Below are 12,743 nucleotides of genomic sequence, written 5' to 3' on the forward strand. Positions count from 1 at the left end.
CGACTGTTGGCAACGGCAGTCGGATGCTTGATCGCAACCCCTTGATTGAGAGTCTTTTTATGTTTCCCGAAAGCTTTACCTTTTCCATCGCCGACTGGGTCAACAGTTGGGTCGATTCGCTGGTCACCAACTACGGCGATGTGTTCCGCAGCATCTCCGACACCCTGTTGTGGGCCATCGTCAATCTCGAAGGGCTGCTGCGTGCGGCGCCCTGGTGGCTGATGCTGGCGATCGTGGCGGGCGTTGCCTGGCACGCGACCCGCAAAGTCGTGACCACGTCGGTCATCGTCGGTCTGCTGTTCCTGGTGGGTGCGGTCGGCCTCTGGGACAAGCTGATGCAGACCCTGGCGCTGATGATGGTGGCGACGGTCATCTCGGTGCTGATCGGCATTCCGCTGGGCATCCTCTCGGCGCGCAGCAATCGCCTGCGTTCGGTGCTGATGCCGCTGCTGGACATCATGCAGACCATGCCGAGTTTCGTGTACCTGATCCCGGTGCTGATGCTGTTCGGCCTGGGCAAGGTCCCGGCGATTTTCGCCACGGTGATCTACGCCGCGCCGCCGCTGATCCGCCTGACCGATCTGGGTATTCGCCAAGTCGACGGTGAAGTGATGGAAGCGATCAACGCCTTCGGCGCCAATCGCTGGCAACAACTGTTTGGCGTGCAACTGCCGCTGGCCCTGCCGAGCATCATGGCCGGGATCAACCAGACCACCATGATGGCCCTGTCGATGGTGGTGATCGCCTCGATGATCGGTGCCCGTGGCTTGGGTGAAGATGTGTTGGTGGGGATTCAGACCCTCAACGTCGGACGTGGGCTTGAGGCCGGTCTGGCGATCGTGATTCTGGCAGTGGTCATCGACCGCATTACTCAGGCGTATGGTCGGCCACGGCATGAGGTGAGCAAATGAGCAGCGAAGCCATTAGCAAAAGCAATGAAGCCATCAGCAAGATCGAAGTCAAAAACGTCTTCAAGATTTTCGGCAGCCGTTCCAAGGATGCGCTGGGCATGATTGGCCAGGGCAAAACCAAAGACCAGGTGTTGGCCGAAACCGGCTGCGTGGTCGGCGTGAACGACCTGTCGCTGAGCATCGGCACTGGCGAGATCTTCGTGATCATGGGCCTGTCGGGTTCCGGCAAGTCGACCCTGGTGCGCCACTTCAATCGCCTGATCGACCCCACCAGCGGCGCGATCCTGGTGGACGGCGTGGACATCCTGCAATACGACATGGAAGCCCTGCGCGAATTTCGCCGGCACAAGATCAGCATGGTGTTCCAGAGCTTCGGCCTGCTGCCGCACAAGACCGTGCTGGATAACGTCGCCTACGGCCTGAAAGTGCGTGGCGAGAGCAAGCAAATGTGCGCCGAGCGCGCGCTGCACTGGATCAACACCGTGGGCCTCAAGGGCTACGAAAACAAATACCCGCATCAGCTTTCCGGCGGTATGCGCCAGCGTGTGGGCCTGGCTCGTGCCTTGGCTGCAGACACCGACATCATCCTGATGGACGAAGCCTTCAGCGCCCTCGACCCGTTGATCCGTGCCGAGATGCAGGACCAGTTGCTGGAACTGCAAAAGACCCTGCACAAGACCATCGTCTTCATCACCCACGACCTCGACGAGGCTGTGCGCATCGGCAACCGCATCGCGATCCTCAAGGATGGCCGCCTGATTCAGGTCGGCACGCCACGAGAGATCCTGCATTCGCCGGCGGATGAGTATGTCGATCGGTTTGTACAGCGGCGTGCTGCGGTGGTTTGAGAGATTTGCGGTGTCTGTGCCGGCGCCATCGCGGGCAAGCCCGCTCCCACAGGAATTGGTTGTGTTGCACAAATTTTCTTCACACAACAGAGCACTGTGGGAGCGGGCTTGCCCGCGATGGCGCCGGTAAAGCTGCATCAATATTCAGGTTGTACGCACGAGGTTGAAGATGTCCCAGGCTGAAAAAATCGTTATCGCCGACGCTCCATTGCGCTGGCAGGATGTGGTCGCAGTCGCTCGTCACGGCGCGCAGCTCGAGCTGTCGCCCCAGATCTGGGCGCGGATCGAGAACGCCCAGGCGATCGTCCAGCGCATCGTCGCCAGCGGCGAGCGTGCCTACGGCGTCAACACCGGCTTGGGCGCCTTGTGCAACGTCTCGCTCAAAGGCGAACAACTCAGCCAACTGTCGCGCAACACCTTGCTCAGTCACGCCTGTGGCGTTGGCGCGCCTTTGGCCGACGAGCAGACCCGCGCAATCATCTGCGCCGCTATTCGCAACTATAGCCATGGCAAATCCGGCATTCATCGCCGGGTGGTCGAAGCCCTGTTGGCACTGCTCAATCGCGGCATCACCCCGCAAGTGCCGTCCCAGGGTTCGGTGGGCTACCTGACCCACATGGCCCACATCGGAATCACGCTGCTGGGTGTCGGCAATGTCAGCTATCGCGGGCAGATCGTTTCCGCGCAGCAGGCCTTGAGCGAGGAAGGTCTGCAACCGGTTCAGCTCGGCGCCAAGGATGGCTTATGCCTGGTCAACGGCACGCCGTGCATGACCGGTCTCAGCTGTCTGGCAATTGCCGATGCGACGCGTCTGGTGCAGTGGGCCGATGTGATCGGTGCCATGAGCTTCGAAGCCCAGCGCGGTCAGATTGCGGCGTTCGATGCCGAGATCATCGCGCTCAAGCCTCATCCAGGCATGCAGCAAGTCGGCATCAACCTGCGGGCGTTGCTCGATGGCAGTGAAGTGATTGCCAGCAGTAAAGGCATTCGCACTCAGGATGCGCTGAGCATCCGCTCGATCCCGCAAGTCCACGGCGCCGCTCGCGATCAACTTGAGCACGCGAAAAAGCAGATCGAAACCGAACTCAACTCGGTCACCGACAACCCGATGCTGCTGGGCACGCCGGACGACTTCCGGGTGGTGTCCCAGGCCAACCCGCACGGCCAGTCAGTGGCATTGGCGGCGGATTTGCTGGCGATCGCCATGGCCGAAATCGGCTCCATCGCCGAGCGTCGACTGGACCGCTTGATCAACCCGCATGTCAGCGGTTTGCCGGCGTTTCTGGTGGCCAATCCGGGAGTGAACTCCGGGATGATGATCGTGCAATACGTTGCCGCTTCCCTGTGTGCGGAAAACCGCCAGTTGGCGCAACCAGCGGTGCTCGATAACTACGTCACCTCGGGCTTGCAGGAAGATCACCTGAGCATGGGCACCAACGCGGCGCTGAAGTTGCATCGCGCGCTGGAAAACTGCACGCAGATCCTCGCCATTGAATATTTGCTGGCATCCCAGGCGTTTGAATTCCTCAAAGAGCAACGCTTTGGCGCTGGCACCGATGCCGCGTGGCGTCTGCTGCGTGAGCGAGTCCCGGCCTACGACCAGGATCGCTGGCTGGCGCCGGACATTGCCGCCGCTGCCAGTGTTTTGAAAGACCCGATTTTGTTGCACAAAGTGTTACCGAACCTGAACTGATTTCCACCACACCAGCGTGCCAAGGCGCGGCTCCCCAGAAGGCGAGACGCGACGGACAACGGACATCTCCGGAGCGTCTGGTGAGTTAATGACAAACTCTCAAAAGGAGCACGAAATGACTGCGCTAAACCTGATTCCCGGCCAACTGAGCCTTGCCCAACTGCGTGATGTTTATCAGCAACCGGTCAAAATCACCCTCGACAACAGTGCCTCGAGCCAGATCGAAGCCAGCGTTGCCTGCGTGGAACAGATCCTCGCCGAGAACCGCACTGCTTATGGCATCAACACCGGTTTCGGCCTGCTGGCTTCGACCCGTATCGCCAGCGAAGACCTGGAAAACCTGCAGCGCTCGCTGGTGTTGTCCCACGCCGCCGGTGTCGGCGAGCCGATCAGCGACGCGCTGGTTCGCTTGGTCATGGTGCTCAAGGTCAACAGCCTGAGCCGTGGCTTCTCGGGTATCCGTCGCGTGGTGATCGATGCACTGATCGCCCTGATCAACGCCGAGGTTTACCCGCACATTCCATTGAAAGGTTCGGTCGGTGCCTCCGGCGACTTGGCGCCATTGGCCCACATGTCGCTGGTGCTGCTGGGCGAAGGTAAAGCTCGCTACAAAGGCGAGTGGATGGAAGCAACCGAAGCGCTGAAAGTCGCCGGTCTGACCCCGTTGACCCTGGCTGCCAAAGAAGGTCTGGCGCTGCTCAACGGCACTCAGGTTTCTACCGCTTATGCATTGCGCGGTTTGTTCGAAGGCGAAGACCTGTTTGCTGGCGCCCTGGCCATTGGTGGCATGACTGTAGAAGCGGTACTGGGCTCGCGCTCGCCGTTTGATGCACGCATTCATGCGGCTCGCGGCCAGAAAGGCCAGATCGACGCCGCTGCCGCTTACCGCGATCTGCTGGGTGAGCGCAGCGAAGTGTCCGACTCGCATCAGAACTGCGAAAAGGTCCAGGACCCGTACTCCCTGCGCTGCCAGCCGCAAGTCATGGGCGCCTGCCTGACCCAGTTCCGTCAGGCCGCCGAAGTGCTCGCCATCGAAGCCAACGCCGTTTCGGACAACCCGCTGGTGTTCGCCGCTGAAGGCGACGTGATCTCCGGCGGTAACTTCCACGCCGAACCGGTCGCCATGGCCGCCGACAACATGGCATTGGCCATCGCTGAAATCGGCTCCCTGAGCGAGCGCCGCATCTCGCTGATGATGGACAAGCACATGTCGCAACTGCCGCCATTCCTGGTGGCCAATGGCGGCGTGAACTCCGGCTTCATGATCGCCCAGGTGACCGCGGCAGCATTGGCCAGCGAGAACAAGGCGCTGTCTCATCCGCACTCGGTGGACAGCCTGCCGACGTCGGCCAACCAGGAAGACCACGTGTCCATGGCCCCGGCGGCAGGTAAGCGTCTGTGGGAAATGGCGGAAAACACGCGTGGGGTTCTGGCAGTGGAATGGCTGGCGGCGGCTCAAGGCCTCGACCTGCGTGAAGGTCTGAAAACCTCGGCCAAACTGGAAAAGGCCCGGGCGATTTTGCGCGCTGAAGTGCCGTTCTATGAGAAGGATCGCTTCTTTGCGCCGGACATCAACGCGGCGAGTGAGTTGTTGGCCACGCGTTGCCTGAATGAATTGGTGTCGGTGAAGTTGCTGCCTAGCCTGTAATGGCTCCTTCTCTGATGATCGTTCCCACGCTCTGCGTGGGAATGCCTCTAGGGACGCTCTGCGTCCAGTGACGTGGAGCGTCACGGGCTGCATTCCTTTGCTGCGCGTGGGAACGATCAGTCGCCAATAAAAATAATTAAGGACGAGAAATGCAACAGCCAACAACAGGTTTGAAACGCGGGCTCTCGGCCCGACATATTCGCTTCATGGCGCTGGGGTCGGCTATCGGCACCGGGCTGTTCTACGGTTCTGCCTCGGCCATTCAAATGGCCGGTCCTGCGGTATTGCTCGCTTACCTGATCGGTGGCGCGGCGGTGTTCATGGTCATGCGCGCCCTCGGCGAGATGGCGGTGCACAACCCGGTGGCCGGCTCTTTCGGCCAGTACGCGAGCACCTACCTGGGGCCGATGGCGGGCTTCATTCTCGGTTGGACCTACGCGTTCGAAATGGTCATCGTCGGCATGGCAGACGTCACCGCGTTCGGTATTTACATGGGCTTCTGGTTTCCGGAAGTCGACCGCTGGATCTGGGTACTGGGCATCGTTTCGGTGGTCGGCGGCTTGAACCTGTGCAACGTCAAAGTCTTCGGTGAAATGGAGTTCTGGCTGTCGCTGCTCAAGGTCGCGGCCATCGTCGCGATGATCCTCGGTGGCTTCGGCATCATGCTCTTCGGTATCAGCACCGCGCCCGGCGCCCAGGCGACCGACATCAGCAACCTCTGGAGCCATGGCGGCTTCATGCCCAACGGCGCGGGTGGTCTGATCGCTTCATTTGCCGTGGTGATGTTTGCGTTCGGCGGCATTGAAATCATTGGCGTGACCGCTGGTGAAGCCAAAGACCCACAGCGCGTGCTGCCCAGGGCGATCAATGCCGTACCGTTGCGTATCCTGCTGTTCTACGTGCTGACGATGTTCGTACTGATGTCGATCTTTCCATGGCAGCAGATCGGCAGCCAGGGCAGTCCGTTTGTGCAGATCTTCGACAACCTGGGCATCAGCTCGGCCGCGACCATCCTCAATATCGTGGTGATTTCGGCGGCAGTCTCGGCCATCAACAGTGACATCTTTGGCGCCGGTCGCATGATGTACGGTTTGGCCCAGCAAGGGCACGCACCCAAGGGCTTTGCCCGCTTGTCGGGCAATGGCGTGCCATGGATGACCGTGGTGGTGATGAGCGCCGCGCTGTTGCTGGGTGTGCTGCTGAACTACCTGATTCCGGAAAACGTGTTTTTGTTGATCGCCTCTGTCGCGACCTTTGCCACGGTGTGGGTCTGGCTGATGATTCTGTGCACCCAGGTGGCCATGCGTCGTTCCATGAGCGCCGAACAGGTCGCACAACTGAAATTCCCCGTGCCGTTCTGGCCCTATGCGCCTATGGCGGCGATTGCCTTCATGCTGTTCATTTTTGGCGTGCTGGGCTATTTCCCGAACACCCAGGCGGCGCTGATCGTCGGCGTGGTCTGGATTGTATTGCTGGTGCTGGCCTACCTGACGTGGGTGAAACCGGCGGCAGGCAAGGCAGTACCGGTTGAGCGGGAACCCTCTTTTTCTCATCGATAACCTAACGGAGGCCACGGATGAAAACTCTCTGGCAACACTGCCACGTCGCAACGATGGCGCAAGGCGTCTACTCGATCATCGAGGATGCGGCCATTGTGACGTCAGGTGCGCACATTGAGTGGATTGGTCCGCGCGGCGAACTGCCGTCAGGCGAGTACCCGGCAGTCAATGATCTTAAAGGGGCCTGGGTGACTCCGGGCCTGATCGACTGCCATACCCACACGGTGTTCGGCGGTAACCGCAGCGGTGAATTCGAGCAACGTCTGCAAGGCGTCAGCTACGCGGAAATCGCCGCGGCCGGCGGTGGCATCGCCAGCACCGTGCGCGCCACTCGCTTAGCCTCCGAAGACGAGCTGTTCGCCAGCGCTGCCAAGCGTCTGAAGAGCCTGATGCGCGACGGCGTGACCACGGTCGAGATGAAGTCCGGCTACGGCCTGGACCTGGCCAGCGAACGCAAGATCCTGCGGGTCATCCGTCGTCTTGGCGCCGAGCTGCCGGTCAGCGTGCGCAGCACCTGCCTGGCCGCCCACGCTCTGCCGCCGGAATACGCGGACCGCGCCGACGCTTACATCGATCACATCTGCAGCGAAATGCTTCCGGCGCTGGCGGCCGAAGGGTTGGTGGATGCGGTGGACGCTTTCTGCGAATACCTGGCGTTTTCGCCGGAACAGGTCGAACGGGTTTTCGTCGCCGCGCAGAACCTCGGCTTGCCGGTGAAGCTGCATGCCGAGCAATTGTCGTCGCTGCACGGTTCGAGCCTGGCGGCGCGTTACCACGCCCTGTCTGCCGATCACCTGGAATTCATGACCGAAGACGACGCCATTGCCATGGCCAAATCGGGCACTGTCGCGGTATTGCTGCCCGGCGCGTTCTACTTCCTGCGGGAAACCCAATTGCCGCCGATGGAAGCCCTGCGCAAACACGGCGTAAAAATCGCCATCGCCAGCGACCTCAATCCCGGCACTTCGCCGGCGTTGTCGTTGCGCTTGATGTTGAACATGGCCTGCACCTGCTTCCGCATGACCCCGGAAGAGGCCCTGGCTGGCGCAACGATTCATGCCGCCACCGCGCTGGGCATGGCCGAGACTCACGGTTCGCTGGAAGCCGGAAAAGTCGCAGACTTCGTCGCCTGGCAGATTGATCGACCGGCCGACCTGTCGTACTGGCTGGGCGGCGACCTGGAAAAACGCGTCGTGCGTCACGGCGTCGAAACGAGCGTTTAGGAGAGCAGTTGTGGATAAGGTTCTGAACTTCAAACAAGGCCGCGTGCCGCTGCTGATCAGCATGCCCCACGCCGGTCTGCGCCTGACCCCGGCGGTCGAAGCGGGATTGATTCCCGACGCGAAAAGCCTGCCGGACACCGATTGGCACATCCCAAGGCTTTACGAATTTGCCGCCGAGCTGGGTGCCAGCACCCTGACGGCCGAGTACTCGCGGTTTGTCATCGACCTGAACCGGCCTTCCGACGACAAGCCTTTGTATGTCGGCGCCACCACTGGTCTATACCCGGCGACGTTGTTCGACGGTATTCCATTGTTCCGTGAGGGCATGGAGCCGTCAGCGGCGGAACGAGCGACTTATCTGGAGCAAATCTGGACACCGTACCACCGCACCTTGCAGGAGGAACTGGCACGGCTGAATGCCGAATTCGGCTACGCACTGCTATTCGATGCGCACTCGATCCGCTCGATCATCCCGCACCTGTTCGACGGCAAGCTACCGGACTTCAACCTCGGCACCTTCAACGGCGCCAGTTGCGATCCACAGTTGGCTACTCAACTGGAAGCGATCTGCGCGAAGCACCTCGATTACAGCCATGTGCTGAACGGTCGCTTCAAGGGTGGGCACATCACCCGGCATTACGGCAACCCGGTCGAGAACATCCATGCCGTGCAACTGGAGTTGGGTCAGTGCACGTATATGGAAGAGTTTGAACCGTTCCGCTATCGCCCAGACTTGGCGGCACCGACGCAAGTGGTGCTCAGGGAATTGCTGCAAGGGCTGTTGGCGTGGGGCGCAAAGCACTACGGCTGACTGATCGCTGACTGATCGTTCCCACGCTCCGCGTGGGAATGCAGCCCGTGACGCTCCGCGTCACTGGACGCAGAGCGTCCCTTGAGGCATTCCCACGCGGAGCGTGGGAACGATCGACACTGGAACTGTCGCCACCGTGCAAAACACGGTCGCCACAGTTCACTTTTACCCTCTCGACGCTGCGTAATGTTCTGGGCACGGTGCACGAAGACACCGGCCCTGACAATAATCTGCCGCACGAGACTCTCCCGATGAAAAGACTGTTCACCCGCTGTCTCTCAACCCTCTGCGGCACTGCTCTTCTGAGCACCAGCGTTTTCGCCAACGACCCCGCTTCCTGCAAGACCGTACGCATGGGCGTGGTCAACTGGACCGACGTCATCGCCACCAGCGGCATGGCTGACGTGTTGCTCAACGGCCTCGGCTACGAAAGCAAACAAACCAGCGCTGTGCAGCAAATCATCTTCGCCGGCATCCGCGACAAACGCCTCGATATCTTCCTCGGTTACTGGAAACCGGCGATGGACAAAAACATCGCGCCGTTCGTGGCAGCCAACCAGGTGAAGGTCATGGACAAACCGAGCCTGGCCGACGCCCAGGCGACGCTCGCCGTGCCTGACTACGTGGCTGCCGCCGGCCTGAAAACCTTCGCCGACATCGCAAGATTCAAGGACCGGCTCGGCGGCAAGATCTACGGCATCGAGCCGGGCAGCGGCGCCAACACCACCATCAAAACCATGATCGAGACCAATCACTTTGGCTTGAAGGACTTCAAACTGATCGAGTCCGGTGAGGCCGGCATGCTTGCCGCCGTTCAGCGGGCGGTCAATCGCAAGGAGTTCGTGGTGTTCGTCGGCTGGACCCCGCATCCAATGAACATCAACATGAACATCGCCTACCTGACCGGCAGCGAAGACGTCTATGGTCCGAACGAAGGCGCGGCGACCGTTTCCACCGTGACCGCGCCGGACTATGCCGAACGCTGTCCGAACGTGAATCGCTTGCTGGAAAACCTGACTTTCACCGCCGCCCAGGAAAGTCAGTTGATGGTGCCGATCATGGAGCGCAAGACGCCGCAGGATGTCGCCAGACAATGGCTGCGTGATCATCCCGAAGATCTTCAGCGTTGGCTGGCAGGTGTCAGCAGTTTTGATGGCAAGGAGGGTGTGGCAACCGTTCAGGCCAGTTTGAAAAACTGAGTGGTCGAAAGATATCACTGTGGCGAGGGGGGCGCAGAACCTGTGGGAGCGTGGCTTGCCCGCGAAGAACGATGACGCGTAATACCTGAAAAACCGCGGTGCATTCTTCGCGGGCAAGCCACGCTCCCACAGGATTTGCGTCGTTCAAATTTTTTGACTTCCTCTATTTGGCTGGCTGCAGGCTCATGGCTCCTTATCCACTCTCTGAACACATGGCGGCTTTCGTCGAGAAAACCCTCAGCTTCAACAGCACCGACAGCAGCCTCACCGGCCTGCGTCAGGCCTACAGCGAGATGTGCCGGGCATTTACCCCGCCGTCTCCCGCTATGCTTGAGGTGGTCGATTTCGAGTTGGCAGGCGTGGCCGTACGCTCCTGGCAACCGCCGGTCACGCCGCCGACCAACGGTTGGCCGTGCATCATGTACCTGCACGGCGGCGGTTGGGTGGTGGGGGATCTGGATTCCCACGCCTTCATCTGCGCCGAACTGGCGTCGGTGCTCGGTGTGCTGGTGATCGCCGTCGATTATCGGCTGGCACCGGAGCATCCGTTTCCGGCGGCGTTCGATGACTGCCTGAGTGTCTGGCGCGCGTTGCGCAAGGGACCGTTTCAGCTCGACCCTGCGCGCACCCTGGTGGCGGGCGACAGCGCTGGCGGCAATCTCGCCGCTGCGTTGTGCCTCGCTCTGCGTGATGCCGGCGAGCCAATACCATGCGCGCAAGTTTTGATCTATCCGGGACTGGGCGGCGATCACCGATTGCCGTCGCGCAGCGAATGCGCCGATGCACCATTGCTCAGCAGCAGCGATCTGGATTGTTATCACGCGTTGTATTTAGGCGGAACCCGACAACCGGGTGCCTATGCGATGCCCTTGCTCGCCGACGATTTCAGCGGTCTGCCACCGGCGTTGATCGCCGTGGCGCAGTTCGACCCGCTGCGCGATGACGGCGTGCTTTACGCCGAGCGACTCAACGCCGCAGGCGTGAGCGCAACGCTTTATCACGGGGAAGGGCTGGTTCACGGCTGTTTGCGGGCGCGGGGGCAGGTCGCCGAAGTCGACCGACTCTATGAAACCCTGCTCGGCTATTTGGCTGAGACGACGGGCTGACAAACTCTGACGCTGCAAGGGGCATGCTCATTGAAGTAATTCGGGTTTATGATGCCGGACGGCAGAATAATAGAAGTCCCCCCAGGGATGACCTCGACCCCTTACGGAGCGCGCAATGCAGACTTTGTACCCGCAGATCAAACCCCACGCCCGGCACGATCTGGCTGTCGATAAAACCCACACGCTGTATGTCGACGAAAGCGGTTCGCCGGAAGGTTTGCCGGTGGTGTTCATCCACGGCGGCCCTGGCGCCGGGTGTGATGCCCAGAGCCGTCGGTATTTCGATCCGAACCTGTATCGCATTGTCACCTTCGACCAGCGTGGTTGCGGTCGCTCCACGCCCCACGCCAGCCTGGAAAACAACACCACCTGGGATCTGGTCGCCGACCTCGAGCGGATTCGCAAGCACTTGGGCATCGACAAATGGGTGCTGTTCGGCGGCTCCTGGGGTTCGACCCTGGCCCTGGCCTACGCGCAAACCCATCCGGAGCGCGTGCACGGTTTGATTCTGCGCGGGATTTTTCTTTGCCGTCCCCAGGAAATCGAGTGGTTCTACCAGTGTGGCGCCAGTCGCCTGTTTCCCGATTACTGGCAGGACTACATCGCGCCGATCCCGCAGGATGAACGCCACGACTTGCTCTCGGCGTTCCACAAGCGGCTGGTCGGCAACGATCAGATCGCCCAGATGCACGCGGCCAAAGCCTGGTCCATGTGGGAAGGCCGCACCGCCACCCTGCGACCGAATCCGCTGGTGGTCGACCGCTTCTCCGAGCCTCAGCGTGCGTTGTCCATCGCCCGTATCGAGTGCCACTACTTCACCAACAATGCTTTCCTGGAGCCGAACCAACTGATTCGTGACATGGCCAAGATCGCCCACCTGCCCGGCGTCATCGTCCATGGTCGTTATGACGTGATCTGTCCGTTGGACAACGCCTGGGAACTGCATCAGGCCTGGCCGAACAGCGAATTGCAGGTGATTCGCGACGCCGGCCATGCGGCGTCCGAATCGGGCATCACCGATGCCTTGGTACGTGCCGCTGATCTGATGGCCCGTCGTATGCTCAACTTGTCGCCTGACGAAGCATGAAGGGCTTGCTGCAACGCGTGCGTGGCGCGCGAGTCGAGGTTGCGGGAGAGGTGGTTGGCGCGATAGATCAGGGGTTGCTGGTGCTGGTGGCGGTCGAGCCCGACGATACTCGGACCAGCGCCGACAAACTTCTGCATAAACTGCTTAACTATCGAGTATTCAGTGACGCCGAGGGCAAGATGAATTTGTCCTTGGCGGACGTAGGCGGCGGGTTGCTGCTGGTCTCGCAGTTCACCCTGGCCGCCGACACCAAAAACGGGTTGCGCCCCAGTTTTTCGACTGCGGCTCCTCCTGCTTTGGGCGAGGAGCTGTTCGACTATCTATTGGGCAAAGCGAAACAGGTGCATGGCACTGTGGCATCAGGTAGATTCGGCGCGGATATGCAGGTGCATCTGGTCAATGATGGCCCGGTAACCTTCCTGTTACAGACGTGAAAGCGCTTGAAACATCTTTTTAAGTGCATTTCGACTGAAAACGGGGGCTTTTCCCGATAAATACTTGGTTCCCCCTGATGCGTTGTAACGCGGCCTACTAGATAATCGCGCGCTACGGGGATCAGCGTTCGTTGGTCCGTTTTGACTTAGGTAGAGACTTGTCCGAGACCTGTTGGGGAATCATTTTGCCCCATAGGAGTCGGAACAATGCTCGCCAACTTGGC

At 60.6% G+C, this 12,743-nt stretch carries 11 protein-coding genes; all 11 read left to right on the forward strand.

The features are described from left to right. Positions 1-59 precede the first annotated feature (59 nt). The 11 genes from TU81_RS16535 (at position 60) to dtd (ending at position 12,519) form a co-directional block, all read left to right on the forward strand. Entirely contained in the window at positions 60-911 is an 852-nt protein-coding gene (locus TU81_RS16535) for an ABC transporter permease (RefSeq protein WP_030129253.1), read from the forward strand. After that, complete coding sequence (locus TU81_RS16540; RefSeq protein WP_053078303.1) at positions 908-1,759, forward strand: quaternary amine ABC transporter ATP-binding protein; 852 nt, start codon at positions 908-910, stop codon at positions 1,757-1,759. The genes TU81_RS16535 and TU81_RS16540 overlap by 4 nt, the downstream gene beginning before the upstream one ends. Positions 1,760-1,928: 169 nt before the next feature. Next, positions 1,929-3,452, forward strand: coding sequence for a histidine ammonia-lyase (hutH, locus tag TU81_RS16545; protein ID WP_048396063.1), 1,524 nt, complete (start codon positions 1,929-1,931; stop codon positions 3,450-3,452). 115 nt (positions 3,453-3,567) lie between these two features. Next, positions 3,568-5,100 carry a histidine ammonia-lyase gene (gene hutH, locus TU81_RS16550; RefSeq protein ID WP_038978579.1) on the forward strand — a complete coding sequence of 511 codons (1,533 nt, stop codon included), beginning with the start codon at positions 3,568-3,570 and terminating at the stop codon, positions 5,098-5,100. Positions 5,101-5,249: 149 nt separating this feature from the next. Then, positions 5,250-6,659 (forward strand): amino acid permease, encoded by a 1,410-nt coding sequence (locus tag TU81_RS16555; RefSeq protein WP_038978580.1) that lies wholly within the window; start codon positions 5,250-5,252, stop codon positions 6,657-6,659. A 17-nt stretch (positions 6,660-6,676) separates the two neighbouring features. After that, entirely contained in the window at positions 6,677-7,882 is a 1,206-nt protein-coding gene (hutI, locus tag TU81_RS16560) for an imidazolonepropionase (RefSeq protein ID WP_038978581.1), read from the forward strand. A gap of 10 nt (positions 7,883-7,892) precedes the next feature. Beyond that, on the forward strand, positions 7,893-8,693 hold the full coding sequence (hutG, locus tag TU81_RS16565; RefSeq protein WP_038978582.1) for an N-formylglutamate deformylase: 801 nt from the start codon (positions 7,893-7,895) through the stop codon (positions 8,691-8,693). A 251-nt stretch (positions 8,694-8,944) separates the two neighbouring features. Next, positions 8,945-9,892, forward strand: a complete 948-nt coding sequence (locus TU81_RS16570; RefSeq protein WP_038978583.1) for a choline ABC transporter substrate-binding protein — start codon at positions 8,945-8,947, stop codon at positions 9,890-9,892. A 185-nt stretch (positions 9,893-10,077) separates the two neighbouring features. Next, a complete protein-coding gene (locus TU81_RS16575; protein ID WP_048396064.1) occupies positions 10,078-10,998 on the forward strand; it encodes an alpha/beta hydrolase in 921 nt (306 codons plus the stop codon). A gap of 115 nt (positions 10,999-11,113) precedes the next feature. Beyond that, complete coding sequence (gene pip, locus TU81_RS16580) at positions 11,114-12,085, forward strand: prolyl aminopeptidase (protein ID WP_048396065.1); 972 nt, start codon at positions 11,114-11,116, stop codon at positions 12,083-12,085. Continuing rightward, positions 12,082-12,519, forward strand: coding sequence for a D-aminoacyl-tRNA deacylase (dtd, locus tag TU81_RS16585; RefSeq protein ID WP_038978586.1), 438 nt, complete (start codon positions 12,082-12,084; stop codon positions 12,517-12,519). The genes pip and dtd overlap by 4 nt, the downstream gene beginning before the upstream one ends. Positions 12,520-12,743 lie beyond the last annotated feature (224 nt).

It is taken from the genome of Pseudomonas lini, assembly GCF_001042905.1.
GTDB lineage: Bacteria > Pseudomonadota > Gammaproteobacteria > Pseudomonadales > Pseudomonadaceae > Aquipseudomonas > Aquipseudomonas lini.